The sequence below is a fragment of the Carboxylicivirga litoralis genome (assembly GCF_025499605.1).
GTDB lineage: Bacteria > Bacteroidota > Bacteroidia > Bacteroidales > Marinilabiliaceae > Carboxylicivirga > Carboxylicivirga litoralis.
The window spans coordinates 214,826-234,638 of the sequence record NZ_JAFMVC010000004.1 but is presented as its reverse complement, the minus strand read 5'-3'; the positions used below and the strand labels follow the sequence as shown (position 1 = coordinate 234,638).

14 protein-coding genes are annotated in these 19,813 nt (G+C 40.6%); all 14 read right to left on the bottom strand.

What is annotated here, in order from left to right:
• Nucleotides 1–127 precede the first annotated feature (127 nt).
• On the bottom strand, nucleotides 128–1,123 hold the full coding sequence (locus tag J1N10_RS06155; RefSeq protein ID WP_262325807.1) for a FecR family protein: 996 nt from the start codon (nucleotides 1,121–1,123) through the stop codon (nucleotides 128–130).
• Nucleotides 1,124–1,274: 151 nt separating this feature from the next.
• Nucleotides 1,275–1,799: an RNA polymerase sigma-70 factor gene (locus tag J1N10_RS06150; RefSeq protein ID WP_262325806.1), complete on the bottom strand. Its 525-nt coding sequence runs from the start codon at nucleotides 1,797–1,799 to the stop codon at nucleotides 1,275–1,277.
• 760 nt (nucleotides 1,800–2,559) lie between these two features.
• Entirely contained in the window at nucleotides 2,560–4,026 is a 1,467-nt protein-coding gene (locus J1N10_RS06145) for a glycoside hydrolase family 30 protein (protein ID WP_262325805.1), read from the bottom strand.
• 81 nt (nucleotides 4,027–4,107) lie between these two features.
• A complete protein-coding gene (locus J1N10_RS06140; protein ID WP_262325804.1) occupies nucleotides 4,108–5,562 on the bottom strand; it encodes a glycoside hydrolase family 30 protein in 1,455 nt (484 codons plus the stop codon).
• 66 nt (nucleotides 5,563–5,628) lie between these two features.
• Nucleotides 5,629–7,329, bottom strand: coding sequence for a SusE domain-containing protein (locus J1N10_RS06135; RefSeq protein WP_262325803.1), 1,701 nt, complete (start codon nucleotides 7,327–7,329; stop codon nucleotides 5,629–5,631).
• 12 nt (nucleotides 7,330–7,341) lie between these two features.
• Complete coding sequence (locus tag J1N10_RS06130) at nucleotides 7,342–8,838, bottom strand: RagB/SusD family nutrient uptake outer membrane protein (protein WP_262325802.1); 1,497 nt, start codon at nucleotides 8,836–8,838, stop codon at nucleotides 7,342–7,344.
• Nucleotides 8,839–8,856: 18 nt separating this feature from the next.
• Nucleotides 8,857–11,823 (bottom strand): SusC/RagA family TonB-linked outer membrane protein, encoded by a 2,967-nt coding sequence (locus J1N10_RS06125; protein WP_262325801.1) that lies wholly within the window; start codon nucleotides 11,821–11,823, stop codon nucleotides 8,857–8,859.
• Nucleotides 11,824–12,088: 265 nt separating this feature from the next.
• Nucleotides 12,089–13,663 carry a DUF6377 domain-containing protein gene (locus tag J1N10_RS06120; protein WP_262325800.1) on the bottom strand — a complete coding sequence of 525 codons (1,575 nt, stop codon included), beginning with the start codon at nucleotides 13,661–13,663 and terminating at the stop codon, nucleotides 12,089–12,091.
• Between the two features lie 483 nt (nucleotides 13,664–14,146).
• A complete protein-coding gene (locus J1N10_RS06115) occupies nucleotides 14,147–14,653 on the bottom strand; it encodes a ferritin-like domain-containing protein (protein WP_262325799.1) in 507 nt (168 codons plus the stop codon).
• A gap of 23 nt (nucleotides 14,654–14,676) precedes the next feature.
• On the bottom strand, nucleotides 14,677–15,102 hold the full coding sequence (locus tag J1N10_RS06110) for a Fur family transcriptional regulator (protein WP_262325798.1): 426 nt from the start codon (nucleotides 15,100–15,102) through the stop codon (nucleotides 14,677–14,679).
• Nucleotides 15,103–15,305: 203 nt separating this feature from the next.
• Entirely contained in the window at nucleotides 15,306–17,489 is a 2,184-nt protein-coding gene (gene katG, locus J1N10_RS06105; protein ID WP_262325797.1) for a catalase/peroxidase HPI, read from the bottom strand.
• 304 nt (nucleotides 17,490–17,793) lie between these two features.
• Entirely contained in the window at nucleotides 17,794–18,120 is a 327-nt protein-coding gene (locus tag J1N10_RS06100) for a DUF2149 domain-containing protein (protein WP_262325796.1), read from the bottom strand.
• A gap of 211 nt (nucleotides 18,121–18,331) precedes the next feature.
• Complete coding sequence (locus J1N10_RS06095; RefSeq protein WP_262325795.1) at nucleotides 18,332–18,928, bottom strand: MotA/TolQ/ExbB proton channel family protein; 597 nt, start codon at nucleotides 18,926–18,928, stop codon at nucleotides 18,332–18,334.
• A gap of 90 nt (nucleotides 18,929–19,018) precedes the next feature.
• Nucleotides 19,019–19,720, bottom strand: a complete 702-nt coding sequence (locus J1N10_RS06090; protein WP_262325794.1) for a hypothetical protein — start codon at nucleotides 19,718–19,720, stop codon at nucleotides 19,019–19,021.
• Nucleotides 19,721–19,813 lie beyond the last annotated feature (93 nt).

Here is a 19,813-nt window from a genome sequence, read left to right as displayed (position 1 = left end):
TTTGCAGACCGGTTGTACCTTACATCGGGAATAGTTGCAGCTATTCCCGTTTTTTGTTAGCTGTTTTTGATTTCAACCTAAGGCAAAGCCTCAAAGTCTTTTGTTCATAGCCTGATTCGTTAATTAACTATTTAGATTTAAGGGTTATTGTTTCTTCATTCACCTCATAATTAAGGTTGGTTGTGATGCTAAAACGTTGCAGCGTTTTGAGCACGGATTGTTCTTTTTGAATCACACAACGGTAACGTTTGTGTTTTAATGCTTCATCAGCAATAACAATATCAATATCATATAATGAAGACAGTTGAGAAGCAATTTCTTCTAAAGTTGCATCTTTAAATTCGTAACGTCCAGTTGTCCAGTCTGAAATTAAGTTAACTGATTCGATGTTTTTCACAGATGCTTGCCCCAGATGATCAACACTAAACTGTTGTCCTGGTTTTAAACGGGCTATTTCATTGTTCTGCTCGTTTAATATGCCTACCGAACCTTCGCGCAAAGTCACTTCGCAGGTTTTAGTTTCTTCATCGGACACCATATTAAACTCGGTACCATATACTTTCACTGTGTGATGATAGCCTTTCACTAAAAAAGCCTGATTTGGATGATGCGCAATATCAAAAAAGGCCTCTCCTTCAATGCTGGCTAATCGGCTATCGTTCTCAGCATCGTATTGATAAATCAATTCAGAAGAACTATTCAACCATACCGTACTTCCATCGGGCAATTGAAAATTAGCCGGACCACTTTCGGGTGCCATAATTTTAAATTCGCTGGCCAATAGTTCGTTTTTGTGATTAATGCTGGTATTGAAATACACTGAAGAAGCCAACAAAGCGACTACCAATACAGATAGTGATGAGTAAATAAATCCTTTAACTTTGTTCGATTTATGAATCAAATGATTGATGACGCCTGTTTTGGTTTTCTCGCGCGATTGAGCAAGTGCTTGAGGTGTAAAAATCAACGATTGCGCTTTAAATAGCTCTACTTGCTTTTTGTAGTGACTTTTATTTTTGTCACTCTCAGCCATCCAGGCCTCCAACATTTGCAGCTCTGCCGCATCAATCTCACCATTGACCTGTCGTAATATTAAGAGTTCTATTTTTTCTGCTTTAATCATTTCGTCATTGTTTCTACTGTGAGAACGAAATAAAAGCAGGCGACCCTGACACGTTTTTTAACTTTTTTTGAAAAAAAAATTACCTTTCGAACATACAAGCCTGATTTAATGAATATTAAACACTCAATAAAACAAGTCTACACCTGTATTCTTAAAACAATAAACCTGGTAAATACTCCGACAAGGATGTGCGAAGCTGTTTTAAAGAGCGTGAAATTTGTGTTTCAATGGTTTTTTCAGATACTGATAAACGTTGTGCTATTTCACGATAACTAAGACCTTCATCACGACTCATCAAGAAAACCTGACGACGTTTTTCAGGCAATTGCATCAACGCATCGTTGATATGCTTTTCCAGCTCTTCTTCCAAAATGGGATTACTAAATGGAATTATCGCGTCTTGGCCTTCAGGCGAATCAACTTCGCTACGTTGCTTAATTTTATTTTTACGCTGTACATCAATACAACTATTGAAGACTGCTTTAAACAGATAACTTTTTACAGAACCATCTATTGACTTGAGCTTTCCTTTAGACCAAAGACTGATAAATAATTCCTGCACGGCTTCTTCGGCATCCCAACGATTACCCAGTAGTTTGGTGGCAAACAAGACACACCTTGGGTAATACAAATTAAAAATATCATCAAATGTTATGTCTTTGATGTTTTCTTTCATGGATTCAACTATCTAACCGATTTAGTAAAGGCAAATATATACATTTATGTTGCTCAATCAAGCAACTCTTTGTAACCATCTGCTTTGATTAAATCATTCATTACAACATAAACTCAACTTATTCAATTACATACAAGCTATGTGAAACCTATCACATTATCCTTATAAAATGTGATAATCTTAAATGTGTAGTAGTAAAAAGGAAGTCTGCTTTTCAACTTCCTTCCCGTCCTTCGGCGATGTTGGCTGCCCCCAAGCAAGCATGCATGGAACTGGCTCGGCACTTATTTGGCAGTTCTTCGGTTCTTCTTCGCTTACGCGCGTAGTCGACAAATTGCCGAAGCGCTTCCGGTAAAACACCATTGCAGATAGGTATTTGACTCCTATTCAGTCCACGTAAAAGGCAAAAAGAGGCATTTTTTTAGCTAAACCGCACTAAAAACTTCCTTAAAGGACTAAATCAAATATTTTGATAACGCTTGAATAGATAGGAACCCTGCTTCTGGCCCAAAAGCAAATACCTATAGGCTTGTATTTCTGAACATTAAACAAACCGCCAATCACAATGCAATTACAGTCATTGACTTCAATGCGTTGAGTGCTTATGTTTACTGTAAAAACAAGACGTATGACTTCAGCCTTAACTTTTTATCTACAAAAAAAGGGAGTCTTTCGACTCCCTCTTGCATTTGCGTTTGTGTATCAATAATGATAATCGGGAATTATATACCGGAGTCCGGCGTAAAATTTTGAACTCAGGTTAGTAAACTAAAGTATGAATGCCATGAGCTGGTATCTCCAATTCTGTTTGTTGCTCACCAATGATCACCTTATAGTTGATGGGGTCTTCAGTAGAATTCATCACCACAGTCACCATGCTACCGTCAGTATTAAGGAACGATGTGCTATTGATATGACTACGACTGGTAGTGGTGCTGATACGCTTGGCGCCAGGACGAATAAATTTAGAAAAGTGACCAATGTAATAATACGATGGCGTGAAAATCAACTCGTCGGTGCGCGTATCGGCATGTACTGGTGCAAAGCAGAAATTACCTACATGGTTAGGGCCACCGGTATGGTCAAGAAGGATGTTCCAGTCGGTCCAGCCGGCTGTACCACAGTTGAAGTCATTAATCATGGACGTACCGTAGCGTTCAGCATTGGACCAGCGCTCATATTCCTTCTCGTCAAAAGCTTCAATACAACCTTCGGTAAACAACAGTTGCTTATCCGGGAACGACTCCTTTACGTTACGCAGGTTGCGCCACATTGATTCTCCACCGGCCCAACGCTCATACCAGTGAAAGCCAATACCCCAGGCATATTTAGCAGCTTCAGGGTCGCCAAAAATGGTATTGGCCCGCTGCGAAATTAAATCGCGGTTATGGTCCCATACCACGATGTTTTTATCTCCTAGCCCTTCTCTCTCCAATGTAGGCCCCAGGTAATTTTTCAGAAAATCGCGCTCTTCTTCGGCTGTATAAACACACGATTCCCATGTTTGCACGGCCATTGGTTCGTTCTGTATCGTTAATCCCCATACAGGCATGCCTTCAGCCTCGTAGGCTTTGATAAACTTCGCGTAGTAATTGGCCCACGACTGGTAAAATTCGGGTAACAACTTACCACCTTGTAACATATGCTCACGACCTTTCATAAAGGCTGGCGGACTCCATGGAGTTACATAAAACAGCAACGGTTGGGAGGCCTGCGCCATGGCACGTTTAATCATTGGAATACGTTCCTTCTGGTCATGTTCAATAGAAAAGGTCTTCAGCTCTTTGTCGCCTTCTTCGATATACGTATAACTTTTACTGGCAAAATCGCAACTGTGAATGGTTGTGCGCAACAAGGTGTAATCGATACCATCGGCGCCATAATAGGCATCCATCAGTTGTTTTTGATTTTCTTCCGACAGCTTATAAAACACTTCAGCAGAAGCATCGGTGATAGCACCTCCAATTCCAATAAAAGTCTGAAACTGTTTATCGGGATTAACAAAAACGGCTATTTCCGTTTCCAGGGGTTGTCCAGCCATACCAAAGTTTTTTGTTCCTTTTAAAGCCAAACGTTCGTCTCCTGCTTTTGATGTTTCATAAACAGTCAGGTTCTTATTTTCCAGGCTGAAGTTCAAATTCTTATTCGGTTCAGCCCCTGTCTCCTTTGCTTTAGGCGAACAAGCCATCAATAAAGAGGCCGCCACTAATGCTATGTAATATTTCATCTGTTTGTTGTTTTTGATTCATATTTATTCCCATCGCCTTTCAGGCACATGCCCACGGAACTGAAGGAGAATGAAATTTCTTTATTGCTTCCAAACAATGGTTGCCACAGCCTTAGCAGCCAGCTTCGTACTGGTTAATTGCTCACCCAATTCGATGTTGAATGACTGTTCGTTATCACTATCGTTCAATACAATAACAACAATTTCGTTATCCGGCGTCAGGTAAGCCACGTTGGGTAAACTACCAGGCATATTGGATTCTATTCGAACCGAGCCCGGACGTACGTACTTAGCAGCGTGTGCAATGATGTAATAGGCCGGGTTGCGCACTACATTATCACCATCAATGGTTAATGCACCTAAACACTCGGTACAGCCACCGTCGGTATGGGGCTCAAGAGCTGAGTTGGCAGCCAGGTTCCACTCCAACACATTGCGGCACCAGTTACGCGGCGCACCAATAATCAAATTTTTTGTATGCCAAGCCATGTCGTTACCAAAGCTACCAGGCGCGCCAATCCACTGTTCGGTAAAATACAAGCTCTTATCAGGGTGAGCGTTGTGCACCTGGCTCAGGTTACTGATATCACCTCCATATAAATGAAAGGCTGAACCATCGATGTATTGCTTGGCGTCGGCGTCATTCAGGATGGAAATCGGGTACTCTGGCTTATCAGCATTATGGTCGTAAACAATAATTTTGGTGCTGATATTAGCGGCCTTAAAAGCCGGTCCTAAAGCTGTTTTGATAAACTCGGCCTGGTCACTGGCCGGCATATACAAGCTTGGGTTATTACCCGGGTGCAAGGGTTCGTTCTGAATGGTGATAGCATCTATGATAATGCCTTCTTTCTGCATCTCCTGCACATATTTCACAAAATACTTCGCATAAGCCGGATAATACTCTTGCTTCAGCTCCCCCCCTTTAGTGGCTCCATTGGTTTTCATCCACGTAGGCGGCGACCATGGCGAGCCCAGGATTTTAATATCCGGATTAATGGCTAAAATTTCTTTAAGCACCGGTATCAGGTAATCTTTATCTGGTGCCAGCGAAAACTGTGTCATGTCCTCGTCTGTCTGTCCAACTGGCAGGTCGTTGTACGAAAAAGGAGCTGCATCTAAATCAGAAGCACCAATACTGATGCGTAAATAACTTACACCAATATTGTCATCTTCATCATTAAACAATTCGTATAAGAGCTGACTACGCTTGCTATCGCTCATATTTTTCAGATGCATGGCACTACCACCTGTTAAACTATAACCAAAACCATCCATCTCCTGGTATTTAGTCTCGGGAGTAATGGTTATTGTGGTATTGTTATTGGGTTCAACCGGATAGAATTGAATATCTTGTTCGTTAAACTTACTGGTACCATCATAGCTTGATAAACGCATTGTTATATCCATGACATCAGGCACAACTGGCGGTGGAGGCGGTGCTACACTGTCTTCTTTTTTGCATCGGGCTCCCATAAGTCCCAATACAGTGATTAATATAAGGGGAGTGATTAAACTTTTAATTTTTTGATTCATCTTCCTGCAGATTATTAATAAAGGAGCCCGGTGAAAGTTTGTTATACCGGACTCCCACAAAATCATTTATTGTGATACAAATTCATAGGTTCCGGTCGAGTAATCTGGTGCTACAGTGATTGTGACAGCATAATTACCATCGGTGGCGATATTTTTAAAGTTACTCCCCCCCTGGTTTGTCATCGTGCCACTCATCGCTGTTTCATCATCGGCTCCAAAGGATACATCCCAAGGCGAATTGAACTTCGACTCGTGCGTTGCAAATAATTCGGCTGACGCACTGAAGGTATACGGATGAACATAAGTCATCTCTATCTCATAACGCTCATCCCAACCTCCATCGGCATCATCGTCCCAATGGAATAATTTCATGTTGTAATAGTGCCATTTTAATTCGCCGGCGTTGACATCAATGGTAAAACCGTAAGCCTGATCGGTATTGGTATTAAAGGCAGCTTCTCCTTCGCTTAGTTCAACCGTCCCTTCTACTTTATCTCCGCTTCCTTCACCGTTAATTTCAGCAACACTATAATTGATTCCGCTGCCGTCAGCCTCGGTATTGATGCTTATTTGATCTGAGCTTTGTAAAGCCATGTAAGCCGTAGTGGTAAATACGCCATCGCCAACCATACTTAGTTCGTAGCTGTCGGTACCATTCACAAACATATACAAGCGTTGCTCAGGTGCTTTTTCCAGTTTCAAGGTATACTCCTCGCCTGTTAGTGTTAAAGTTACGGTATAAAACCCTGCTTCATCCTGCTGAAAATCATCAATAGCAATGTCGTTATTATTAGCAAAGTCTTCGCCAATCGCCTCATTGGCAGTGCCGGCTTTATGCTTGATGATACCTTCCCATCCATTATTAGCCCGAATGATAAAATTACCTGATTTAACAAAGCTAATATCTGATTGCCAAACTCCCAGCCCCTGGTATTCCAGGTCTTCATCGGCATCCCAGCCGTTTTCAAAAGGAGCACCTATAAGTGACAAAGCATTTAGCTTATAGAAACTGATACTCATGGCTTCAAAGTCAATATTGATACGATAGATACCTTCTTCATCAACCGTAATTGGCTGCCCGTCGCGCACGATGTTACCATCAGTATCCAATCCATAAGCGATGGCATTATCACTGCGGCCATTATAAATCATGAAGCCATCATTGGCAGTTAACTTGGTATATACCTCATATAACTTCAGTTTCTCACCAGCATTATTCTTCAGACGCATTAATTGGATGGCTTTGCTGGTATTATTGCCTACTTCTGTGGCAGCACCAGACAGAAACAGCTTATCATCATCGTAGCGGATGATGGTCATTTCATCATTGTCGGCTGATGTTTTTGATAAGCAGCTGGCCTCAACGCGCCATTGCAATGCTAATTCTTCATCCGGATTAAAACCTGCCATATACAAAGCATCATTCAATTCCAGGTTGGTGATGGTGGCGCTGGTGCTTTTACCACCTTCCAAGGCTTGAAAAGTAATGATTGGATGGCTTTCATCTTTTGCTTCCAATGAATCGATAACGACCGTATAATAAACTCCATAACGGGCCGATGAAACAGCGGCTTCCCAATTAAACACCACTTTTCCATGTGGATTGGACTGGTCGAGTTCTAATTTATTATCCTCATTCAAGGGTAATGCCGATGGAGCGCTTAGCTCCCAGTTACCTTCTGATTGCAAATTACTTTCTTCTTCGCAGGCATGAAGGGTGAGTATGGCCATTAATAGCCATATTATATGCTTATTTAATTTTTTCATGGTCGTCGTAATTTAGTTCGATGGATTAGGCGTTAAGTTGGGGTTTCTGTCCAGCTCCTGTTGAGGAATCGGCAGATAAATTTTATCGCTCGTCATATTGTAATCAATGGCTTGTCCATCGCGCAGATCAATTTCCACCAGGTTATTCATGGTTTCAACCACCACACCATAGCGCACCAAATCATCCCAGCGCTGAGCTTCCTGTGCCAATTCCAGGCGACGTTCCTTCAAAATGGTTTGACGCATCACTTCTTTAGAACTTTTCTGTTCAGCAGTTAAATCATCTAATGACACCCTATTACGGATGCGATTGACTTCATTAGCAGCTAATCCCAGCTCTCCTGTTTCATTAAGTGCTTCGGCCTTTAACAAAACAATATCACCATAGCGCAATAAGTATTGACGGTCGCCACTCGACCATCCGGCAGCATTTTTCCATTTGTAACTAAAGGCAACATTGTTGGGTTTAGGAGTATCGATTGTTGGTTCTTGAATGCCGTAATACTCATCAATCCATGCCACATTTTCGAACAGGATGGTGGCCTTTTTTCGAATCTCATCGCCTTCAGCATCAAAAGCAGCCACTAAATCTTTGGACGGTGTTACAAACTTGCGCCATTCATCACCACTGACAGATGGTGGTAGTAACATCTGAGGGCCCCAGTTACCATCAGAACCAGCTAACCACTGCACTTCTATGATGGACTCCTCATTGTTGTAGTGAGCACCATCGAATAAATGTGCGTAATCAATCAATTTGTAATTCGCAGCACTTTTGTCCACTTCGGCAATGCACTCCAACACTTTATTATACTCCGGTGTTGGCTTTTGTGCATAAGCCTTGGCCATCAATGCCCAGGCTGCACCTGTCGTGGCACGTGCTTTATTAACACTGGCATCGTTTCCATACGTATCGGGCAATAATTTTCTGGCTTCGTCTAAGTCCAAGATAATCTGTGCAAAAACCTCTTCAACTGTTGAGCGGGGAATATTAACACTTCCGGCATCGGTTGATTTGGTTGCTTCCAAAATGATGGGCACACCACCAAACAAATTAACCAGGTTGTAGTAATGGTAAGCTCTTAAAAACAAGGCTTCTCCAATAATTTCATTTTTACGGCTCTCAGTTAATAGGGGATCTGTCACTCCATGAACGCGTTCCATAACTATGTTAGCCTTTAAGATGGCGTTAAACATATTGCCCCAACTTTGATTCACTTTATCGTTAGTGGCAGAAATATCGAGATAATCCACTTCGTAAAACGAAGGGTTGTCACCACCAGCATAGTGGTTATCAGCGCGTACATCCTGAAATTGCACATTATTCCATACGTAGGCATCCGACTGGAATGATTCGTAGGTACCTGTTAAAGCAGCCTCAATCTGACTTAGCTTGTCGTAAGCACTGGCTGTTGTTTCTTCCGATATGGGTTCCAGTTCAAGGAAATCGTCACACGACCAGGCCGATAGTGCGATTAAACTTCCAATTATATATGTTGTAATCTTCATCGTAGTCCGTTTTTTGAATTAGAAAGTAACGTTCAATCCGAAAATAATATTTCGCGTTTGTGGATAGGTGCCGTAGTCGATACCCTGCATGGTATTAGAACCGCCAAAGGCATTTACTTCCGGGTCAAAACCTGAATAATCAGTTAGTGTCAGCAGGTTTTCGCCCGTAGCATACACGCGTACATTCGCTAAGTTTACTTTTGACAAAATGCTCTGTGGCAAATCGTAGCTTAGCGTGATGGTTTTAACACGCAAGTAAGAACCATCCTCGATAAAGCGCGTTGAAATACGTGAATTATCGGTATTGGCCCAACTGGCTTTAGGAACGTCAGTTATATCACCGGGCTGTCGCCAGCGTTTATTAACGGCCAATAACTGGTTTTTAGGATCCGTCATACCTTCCGAATCAATGCGGGTGGCATTCAACATGTCGTTACCATAAGCACCTTCTAAGAAAACAGTTAAGCCGATACCTTTATAGCTAACTGTATTGTTTAATCCATAGAAGAAATCAGGGTTGGCATTACCAATTATGGTGCGATCGTCAGCATCAGGCGTAAAGGTACTTTCACCATTTTTATCAACGTAGTAAGCATTACCGGTAGCTGGGTCAACACCGCCCCAAACGTAGCCATATAAGGTACCTAATGACTGGCCTTCTTCTAAGAGAATGGCTTCGCCCCTTCCTGCAATATTACCCATAGGCAGGCTTTCAACAACTAAATTGGTCACTTCATTTTCGTTAAATGAAATATTGAAGGTACTGCTCCACTTGACCTCTTTATCAATATTCACGGTATTCAGACTGAACTCCAGACCTTTATTTTCCAGGTTACCAATATTTTGCAAGGCCGCACTAAACCCGGTACTGGTAGGCAGCGGAGCATCTAACAATAAGTCACGTGTTTTTCGTAAATAGGCATCGGTTGTTAATTGAATACGCCCGTTTAACACACTCACATCCAAACCAATGTTTGTTTGCTCCGATTCTTCCCATTTCAGGCTGTTATTATCCATGGCATTCGGATATGTTCCCGGCATTAGGGTGCCACCTATTGGATAATTGTTAGAACCCACTGTACCATAATAAGCATAATTGCGAATTTGATCGTTACCAACAATACCCCAACCGGCGCGTATCTTCAGGTCGTTCAGAAAATCAAAGCCTTCCATAAAACCCTCGTGAGAGATGCGCCATCCGGCAGAAAACGATGGAAAATATCCCCAACGGTTATCATCACCAAAAACACTGGATGCATCGGCACGGAAGTTAGCGGTCAACAGGTACTTATCGTCGAAGGCATAATTGAGTCGGCTAATATACGATACATTAGACTTTTCAGACTTTGTATTACCAGCAGAGGCGATGATTGATCCGCCATTGGTTGTTTGAACACCATCACTGGCAAAGTTCTCAGTGGTGATGTAGGCATTCTCCCAAAGGTATTTCTGCACTACATTACCTGCTAATGCTTCAATATTATGCTTGCCCAACTTTTTATTATATGATAAAATATTTTCTGCCATCCAATAGTTGGAACGATCTGTATTGTTGGTGCCAATACCCTTCTTGGCACGTCCGTAGCTGGTACGATACGGGTCTAAGAAATAATCGTATATACCATTACTGTAATCCACACCAAAGTTCGATTTAAAACTAAAATGTTTTAAAAAGTCCACTTTCAGATAAAGGTTCCCTAAGAAACGCTCCTGACGGTATTCGCGGTCGGAACCATCGGTGCTGGCAACCGGGTTCTCCCAGTTTTGAAAAGGGTTGCTGGTGAAAGTACCGTCTTCATTATAAATATCGATGACAGATGGTGTGTTGATAACACCTGTAATCACACCGCCCTGGTTGATGGCGTTGTTATCATTTACGTCCACATCGCGGTATTTGGTATAGGCAATGCGAGTACCTATACTCAGCCAGTCATTGACCTCCTGATCGAGGTTCACTTTAAAGTTGGCACGATCCATTTCAGAACTTCTCACAGCACCAACCTGCTGCACCCAGCCGCCAGATACATAGTAACTGGTACTTTCACTTTTACCACTTAACGATAGCTGGTAGTTTTGCGACACACCTCGCTGAAAGATTTCATTCTGCCAGTCGGTGTTTTTATTATAGCGGTTCCAATCGGTCGATTGGCCCATCTCTGTCATCAAATCGCGGTACTGCTCACCATTTAAAACATCTAATGTATTCCACACTTCAGAGAAGCCAGTATAGGCATCTAATGTAACACGTGGTTTACCTGTTGTACCTTGCTTGGTGGTGATTAATACAACACCATTAGCCCCTTGTGCTCCATAGATAGCCGCTGATGAAGCATCTTTTAACACGGTCATGGTTTCGACATCAGCCGGGTTAATGGAGCGGGTATCGCTGGTTGGAATACCATCCACCACATATAAAGGCTCACTGCCTGCTGTAATTGAATTGGTACCACGCACACGAATGCTCAAGCCTTGCGACGGCTTACCTGAGCTGGATGCAACGCGTACACCTGCGGCACGTCCTTGTATTAATGAACCCAATTGTGTATTCGGTCGCGATTCGAGTTCATCAGCACCAACCAGCGCCACAGAACCGGTAATATCCTTTTTCTCCTGTGTACCATAACCCACGACAATCACTTCGTTTAGACCATGAACATCATCCTGCATCACTACATTGATAACAGTCTGGTCTGCAACGACAATTTCGTTAGATTTCATTCCTATAAAACTGAATACCAGGGTGCTTTCATTGTTGATTTCTCCTGTCAGGCTGTAATGTCCATCAATATCTGTGATGGTGCCATTGGTTGTGCCTTTAACACTAATTGATACACCCGGAATAGCCATTCCTTGCGGATCGGTCACCGTTCCTGTAATGGTTGAGTTTTGAGCCAATGCTGTAAATACAGAAAACATACTCATCAACATGAGCAATGGTAATCGATACAAAGCATTCTTGTCAAACTTGTAAAGATGTTTTTTCATTAAACTTGTTTTTTGTTATAACTTGAATTAATTCCGACTTTCCTGGGGAGGTGGCCGGAAATTTTTCGCGTCATAAAAAGACAAGTTTGAAAAATGAAAAGCGAAAGCGGGTAGTAAAAAAGTGGATTAAATTAGACAATAAAAAAGCCTATGACACTAACAATAAATGCAATAACACTTATGAAATTCCTAAAAAAAGTGGATGTTTTTGGATTGACAGATAGGCTAATTCTTCCACTTTTTAGTAAATACTGAAGGCTATAATTTATGATTTGACCGCATCAATTTTCATAATGTTCTGCTCAAATTCATCGCGATTGCCTTTGGCTTTATTTTTAATTTTCACCCTATAATTATAGATAGTGTTGACCGAGTAGCGCAAGAGTTTTGCAATTCGCGAGCTGTCGTTAATACCCAGGCGGATAAGGGCAAATACACGAAGTTCAGTATTCAACGATTCGTTACTTTTAAGGGTAATCTGCTCATTTTCTTCTAATAAGGCATTTACCTCTTCAACAAAATGGGGATAGATATGCAGGAATATCTCATCGAAATTGTGATAAAACTCCTTAACTTCCTGATCCATAAGCTTGCGCGACTTACTTTGTTTGAATAAGTCCTCAACCTTGCCCGCATTTATTTGCTTACCGATGCCCTTATTCAAAGCATCTAGTTTATCGATGTAGTTAGAACAGATACTTAGGAAATTGGCAATATAATGTTCCTTCACAAGGTTCGATTCGGACAACTCCTCGTTTAGAACATTAAGCGTCTGGTTTTTCTCTTTAAGGCTGTTATTTAAGCTCTTCAGTTGATCGTTAGCATTAACCAATTCGGACTGAGCCCGGTTAAGCGTCTTTAGTTGTCTGTATATGAAATATATGGCGATAAGTAAAAAACCTGACAGGCAACTAATAATAAATAGAAAAGAGCGTAACTTCTTTTTCTGTTTTTCAGCCCTCATTTGGTAGGCCTCATTGATAACCGGTAGAATATTTGATATAAGTGTAAAGCGCAGTCTCGAGTTATAAAAAGATGCATCTTCGTACGCAAATTTAATAAAGCGATAGGCGCGGTTTATATCTCCTTCTTTATGCAACAAGATTGCTAATGTTGTTAATGAAGCATTGTCCTTTACAGCCGATTCAATATCAGAAATGGCTGATAAAATTAGGTATTTCTTACGTGCCTCTGTATTTCCTTCCATTTCATAAAGCAAGGAGCGTTCAAAGGTCACCTGCGAATATTGCCTGGTGCCAGGTTGGGTCAATGCTAATCGCTTATTATTAATCTCCTCGCATTCTCTGAATAACCAGTTATCACGATACTTCTTTTCTTCTAACGCCAAATAATCCTCGCTTCCTTTCTCTAACAAAAGCCTTAATGAATCGGTATAGGTATTGGCAATGCTCCAATAGTTTTGCAGTTTATTGGGTATGGGACTATAAATGCCCAAATCGGTATATACCTTTATGTAGTCTTTAAAGTACGCGATCTGCAGCCGTTGTTCCAGCTCATTGGCTCTTACTTTATTGAGGTATTCAATCGCTTCAAAGTAACGCCCCGAGCTTGCCAATATTTGAGCAATTTTGAGCGTTGTTGCATTACTATATTCTTTGCTGCCTGTCGATTGAGCTAGTTGATGATTTATATGCAGATAATGTTGAGTTGAATCAAAATTAAAAGGTTCGTATTCTTCTATCAATTCATTTAATAAGTAATAACGCTGTTCTGCTGTCGTATTCTTCTTAACCACCCTACTTTTTAAATCCTCTATCCGACGGATGCGCATGGCGTCATAAGCACCTCGGTTTTGCATGGTTGTTTCCAACTCATTCATTAGAGAATCCAATTCGGATGACTGTGCAGACCAACAAACAATAGAAAAGCAAAAAAGGAGTAGATAGCGCATGGTATATTTTAATTACCCAAATATAGAGAAATAGCGAATAACCTAAAAGTTGTTACCTGAGATGCTAATAAAATCAGTTCATCGAATTACAGCAGCTCATCCTTTTAAATCTGAAACATGGAAAAAACCTATTCGGGCTTTTGGGGTAGGATATTGTTGGTTATGCGGCAGCTCCTAATGTTTGAGAGGCATTGGTTTAAAATAGGTAAAGGAGCTAAAACTTATGTTACGACGATTTTTTCTATGCTATTTTTTGTACGAGTAACTGGCTGATATAAATGTAGTGCCATTGGCAAGGGAAATGATGCCAATAATATATTGGAGCATTATCGCAAACCTCATAAAAAAACCAACAACCGCTTCTATTAACGGCTGTTGGTGTATTAAAATAATGCGAGTAAATCTGATTTATCACATGCCTCCAGGATGTCCTCCACTACCAATATTCTTACTTCTTTCAATCGATTGAAGCGCTAGATAATTATCGCCAAATCTCTTCAGATTTTCCATTTCTACATCGTACTGGTCTCCATGGCGTTCTTCATCTTCAACTAAAGCTTCAAATAGCTTTTTAGAAACAGAATCAGCATTAGCAGAACATTCATTAGCCCATAAATTATAGTCTGTGGCACTGCCTTCTTCCATTTCAACTGCCATTGCCAACATATCTTTTACTTCATGTATTTTCTGAACTTTCTGAGCGGCTTCCATTTCAACCTCACCCTTTAAAAACAAAATACGTTCAGCTAGTTGTTCAATATGAATCATTTCATCAATAGCAGTCTTTTTAAATAATCCTGCTAACAAATCATAACCTTGGTCGTCACATTGAAAGTGGAAGTACATATACTGATGCACAGCGGCCAATTCATCTCCAATTGCTTTGTTTAATAATTCAATACTTTTTTCCTTGTTCATATTATCTTGATTTATAAATTAATTCAGCACTTGTCAAATGTGCCTTTTATTTGCACTACAAACTCCCTGATATTAAATCCTTTAATTTGCTTATTCTTAAAATAGTTATTTAGCAGTAAATCCAGTTCTTCATCAACAAAATCCTCAATTATATCACACTCACTGCAATATAAGTGGTGGTGTTTGTCCATTATACCATCATAGCGCATCACGTCTCTGTCGGTTGTAACCCGCTTAATAATCTTTTTTTCGATGAAGGTATCAAGAACTTTATATACTGTTCCAGAAGCAATATTTGGATTACTCTTACGAATATATTCAATAATATTATCTGCTGTAGGGTGACCTCCTATTTTATAGATTGCATCCAATATTGCTATCCTTTGCGGAGTTACTTTCAGACTTTTATCCGATAATTTATTTCTAATTTCATCTATCGTATGTTCCATCTAAAGCATTCATTAAAACAGAGTAAAAGAGGGTGGCCAAAAATAAAGTTTCACGCTAAAAACGCAAAGGATTTCGCAAAGGACGAAAAATCTAGAATAGTACTATTCAGAACTTTGCGCTCTTTGTAATTTTCTTACTTTGCGCACTTTGCGAGAAATAGTAATGTTTTTTGGACACCCTCCTTTTAATGATTATTATTGAGTTAACCTAAGTCAAAGCGGTCTGCATTCATTACTTTCACCCATGCTTTCACAAAGTCGGTTACAAATTTTTCCTTATTGTCGTCCTGAGCATAAACTTCGGCATAAGCACGCAATATTGAATTAGAACCAAAAACCAAATCAACCCTGGTGGCTGTCCATTTCGTTTTTCCTGTTTTTCTTTCAACAATATTGTAAAGGTTTTCAGCAACCGGATGCCATGAGTATTGCATGTCTGTTAGATTCACAAAAAAGTCGTTGGTTAAAACACCTTCTTTGTCAGTAAATACACCATGCTTTGTACCTCCGTAATTAGTACCTAAAACGCGCATACCTCCAACTAAAACAGTCATTTCTGGTGCCGTTAAGCCCATTAATTGCGTTCTGTCAAGAAGCATTTCTTCCGGTTTAACTACATATTCTTTTTTCTGCCAGTTTCTAAAACCATCATGTAACGGCTCAAGAACTGAAAACGAATCTGCATCGGTCATGTCTGCCGTTGCATCACCGCGACCAGGTGAAAATGGAACTTTAATATTCACTCCTGCATCCTGGGCTGCTTTTTCAACCGCGGCACTACCTCCTAGCACTATCAAATCAGCAATGCTCACTTTTTTATTCAGTCCGGCTTGAATTTCAGCAAGTTTATTTAATACTTTATCCAAACGTTCAGGTTCGTTACCTACCCAATCTTTTTGCGGGGCAAGGCGGATTCTTGCTCCATTGGCACCACCTCTAAAATCCGAACCTCTGAAAGTTCTTGCACTATCCCATGCGGTATTAATTAGTTCTGTTGGCGTTAATCCACTATTCAGAAGTTTTGTTTTTAATTCATCAATTTCTGATTCTGAAAGGGAGTAATCTACTGCTGGAATTGGGTCTTGCCATATTAAATCTTCTTTCGGCACATCGGCTCCAAGATAACGGCTTCTGGGTCCTAAATCACGATGGGTAAGTTTAAACCAGGCTCTGGCAAATACCTCTTTAAAATATTCATGGTCTTTGTAAAAACGCTCTGCTATTTTTCGATATTCAGGGTCAACTTTTAAAGCCATATCTGCATCTGTCATGATCGGGTTTCGACGTACATTAGGAACATGGGCATCCATAGGTTTGTCTTCTTCCTTCATGTCAATTGGTTCCCACTGAGAAGCACCAGCAGGACTTTTTCTTATTTCCCATTCATAATCGAGCAATAAATGAAAATACGTCTGATTCCATTTATCGGGAGTTGTTGTCCAGGCACCTTCTATACCACTTGTTACCGTGTCTTCTGCAAATCCTTTCCCCTTAGGGTTTTTCCATCCGAACCCTTGCTCTTCCACATCAGCTGTTTCTGGGTCAGCCCCAAGCACTGATGCATCACCATTTCCGTGCGCTTTACCAACAGTATGCCCACCGGCAGTTAAGGCAACTGTTTCTTCATCGTTCATGGCCATTCTTGCAAAGGTGACACGAACATCATGAGCCGTTTTTAGTGGGTCTGGTTTACCATCAACGCCTTCAGGATTAACATAAATCAATCCCATCATTACAGCGGCAAGTGGATTTTCTAAATCTCGTTCACCAGAGTAGCGACTACCTTCACTTCCTGTTGGAGCTAACCATTCTTTTTCTGAGCCCCAATAGATATCTTTTTCCGGATGCCAAATATCTTCACGTCCACCCGCAAAACCGAATGTTTTGAATCCCATCGATTCATAAGCCATGTTTCCTGCTAAAATCATTAAATCGGCCCAGGAAAGCTTATTACCGTACTTTTTCTTAACCGGCCATAATAAACGACGAGCTTTATCAAGGTTTACATTGTCAGGCCAACTATTCAGCGGAGCAAATCGCTGGTTGCCAGTGTTGCTACCTCCACGGCCATCAGCCGTACGATAGGTTCCGGCACTGTGCCATGCCATACGAATCATTAAACCGCCATAATGTCCCCAATCGGCAGGCCACCATTCCTGGTTTTCTGTCATTAGTTTTCTGAGGTCGTTTTTCACCTCTTCCAAATCTAGTTTCTTAAATTCTTCCCGGTAGTTGAAGTTTTGACCAAGTGGATTGGTCTTCATGTCATGCTGGTGTAAGATGTCTAAATTTAGCGCCTTAGGCCACCAACTCATTACTGAACTATTGGTGTCGGTGTTTGCACCATGCATAACCGGGCATTTACCTTTTTTAGAATGATCTTTCATACTTAATTCTTATTGGTTATATAATTAACATTTTAGAGATGTCAATATTAAATTATCACTAAATAAGAACTGTTCTCATTTAGAAACAACTAAAGTTACGCAATGGTATTTTTGAAGTCAACAAAAACAATGGTTTTTGAACGGCGAGACGCTTTCTTTTTCACTACCAATGTGGCAAGGAGAAACAAAAGCAATGTATCAAAAACGAATAGCCATTTTTTAAGCCAAAAAGCCAAGAGAAACAACAATGTTTTCCTGGCTTTATCAATAAAGTATTCCTGGTCTATACTATATAAGTATCAGACTATTCAGGCATGTAAATAATCTCACCATTATCGAGTTGATAAGCTACCCCAACACGCTTTCCTTTATTGCCGGACGAACTGGATTCATCTGAAGCCTTGTAGGTATCAATCTTCTCTCCTTTTTTGGTAATGATTTCCATGTTTTCCTGTCCGGGATTTTTCACCATAGTAAAATCTTCTTTGGAAAACATCTCTGTCATCTTGTAACGAGCCACCAAAGCCACCATCAGTGCCAGGGCAAATACCATGGCCACATCAAACAGGTTGGAAACAGTGGCCATTGGGTCAATATCTTCTTCTTGTAAAAAACGTTTTGAACGACGCATGTTTTTATTCTTTAAATGCTAATAGCTACCAGCTAATGGCGCTTAGCTATTTTCAGCTTGGTATATAATATTATAAACTGGAAATTATAGGCAAATAGTTAGTAGCTAACTTTTTTTTAGTCCGCAGTCGAGAATTTGCTATAACAGCTTAACAATTACCCCCAACTCTTCCCTTTTCTCTCTCTTCTCACCTCTTCCTTCTGTCTTCTAACTACTTACTACTCTTCTTCAACAGCTCCACCACAAATTCCAGATTATTAATATCGGCAGCAAACCAGCGACGCTTAATCTGAAGGACAATAAATCCAACAGCTCCAATCAGCAAACCTATAACCGTTGTAGCAAAGGCCACCTGCATGTTACTGGCCATTGAAGCGATATCACCCGAGGCCAGACCAACCAGTGCCGGCCCCATCGGAATGAGCGTACCCATCAGGCCTAGTATGGGGCCTAGCTTGGCCAAAGTTTGTGCGCCAGCTAAATCCTTTTGGCACATGATTTCGAAATCATTCAATGCTTTATCGTAATACACCTCATCCGGCAAGCTTTTTAATAGCTTCTTTATATAAATTGAGCTGATCAACTTATCGGAGACGGGTACATTTTCAAGTTCAGACCTAACATTGTTATGAGTGAGTTCATCAAAAACCGAACGCATTTGTTTATTAAACTTCAGTTTCTGAATATACATGCTATAAAACGTACCAATCAATATTAAGGCACGCCCAAAAAACAGCAATAAGAGCACAATAACCGGCACCAATAATCCGGTTGAAATCCAATATAAAACTTTTGTTATTTCGTCCATTTGTTCATTTTGAAAGACAGAAAACTAAAGTATAAACCCAAGGTTCTGTCGTTTATTAATAATTCATTATAAATGCATGATTTGATCCTATCATTTAGCAACCTGCCTTTTTGCAAAACGTTTTAGTTTGATTCGATACCAGAATAAGCCTGAAATTATACCACCCAATGCAACAAACAGAAGCACTAACATTGGCAGTGCTGATAACTCCTGACCAGCCGAATGAATCGGTAAACGCAACATGACTACCGAAAGGATGATACCTCCTATTAACTGCAAAAGGTGTACAATAAATTTCATCTCCAGCTGCAGGTCAAACTCTGGTATCAGGGCTTTAAATCCCCACCCCAGTATGTATAGCACAACCATAGCGATGATAGCAACAATCAAGGCAACAGATTTAAAGTCTATACCATGCACCTGCAGAAAGAAAATACTTTCCAGGTAAAACAACGCAGGAAAGATGATAATGCCCGGTAAATAAATGGAATATCTAAAAAACTTTTTGACCGGTTCATTGTAATGCGCACGAATCAAAAATATACTGACTAATAGGCCGCCAACTGCCTCAATCACCTGCAACACTGTGAAATCCATCATCACACTCGAATTGGTAAGGGTAGCTCTAAATGTTTTATAACTCTGGTCGATGGCCAGATGATGCATAAAATAAACAAAGAGCGCCACGACAAACAGCCATCCCCAAAGCAACCAACGGTTTCGAAATAGTTGCAACTGTATGGCAAATGAGACAATGGCTAATATGAATAGTGTTATAACAATTGTTTGCATTTTATTTTGTTGATAGCTGATAACTAAGAGCCAGGCAGCTTGATTATATCTATTTTAAAGTAATAGTGCACGGCTCACGGTGAACAGTTCACC

Excerpts from the sequence above, each read along its gene's own strand:
- J1N10_RS06110 (WP_262325798.1), bottom strand. The coding sequence starts at position 15,102 with ATGGAACATACGATAGATGAAATTAGAAATAAATTATCGGATAAAAGT.
- J1N10_RS06150 (WP_262325806.1), bottom strand. The coding sequence starts at position 1,799 with ATGAAAGAAAACATCAAAGACATAACATTTGATGATATTTTTAATTTG.
- J1N10_RS06125 (WP_262325801.1), bottom strand. The coding sequence starts at position 11,823 with ATGAAAAAACATCTTTACAAGTTTGACAAGAATGCTTTGTATCGATTA.
- katG (WP_262325797.1), bottom strand. The coding sequence starts at position 17,489 with ATGAAAGATCATTCTAAAAAAGGTAAATGCCCGGTTATGCATGGTGCA.
- J1N10_RS06100 (WP_262325796.1), bottom strand. The coding sequence starts at position 18,120 with ATGCGTCGTTCAAAACGTTTTTTACAAGAAGAAGATATTGACCCAATG.
- J1N10_RS06095 (WP_262325795.1), bottom strand. The coding sequence starts at position 18,928 with ATGGACGAAATAACAAAAGTTTTATATTGGATTTCAACCGGATTATTG.
- J1N10_RS06090 (WP_262325794.1), bottom strand. The coding sequence starts at position 19,720 with ATGCAAACAATTGTTATAACACTATTCATATTAGCCATTGTCTCATTT.
- J1N10_RS06115 (WP_262325799.1), bottom strand. The coding sequence starts at position 14,653 with ATGAACAAGGAAAAAAGTATTGAATTATTAAACAAAGCAATTGGAGAT.
- J1N10_RS06135 (WP_262325803.1), bottom strand. The coding sequence starts at position 7,329 with ATGAAAAAATTAAATAAGCATATAATATGGCTATTAATGGCCATACTC.
- J1N10_RS06130 (WP_262325802.1), bottom strand. The coding sequence starts at position 8,838 with ATGAAGATTACAACATATATAATTGGAAGTTTAATCGCACTATCGGCC.
- J1N10_RS06145 (WP_262325805.1), bottom strand. The coding sequence starts at position 4,026 with ATGAAATATTACATAGCATTAGTGGCGGCCTCTTTATTGATGGCTTGT.
- J1N10_RS06155 (WP_262325807.1), bottom strand. The coding sequence starts at position 1,123 with ATGATTAAAGCAGAAAAAATAGAACTCTTAATATTACGACAGGTCAAT.
- J1N10_RS06140 (WP_262325804.1), bottom strand. The coding sequence starts at position 5,562 with ATGAATCAAAAAATTAAAAGTTTAATCACTCCCCTTATATTAATCACT.
- J1N10_RS06120 (WP_262325800.1), bottom strand. The coding sequence starts at position 13,663 with ATGAATGAGTTGGAAACAACCATGCAAAACCGAGGTGCTTATGACGCC.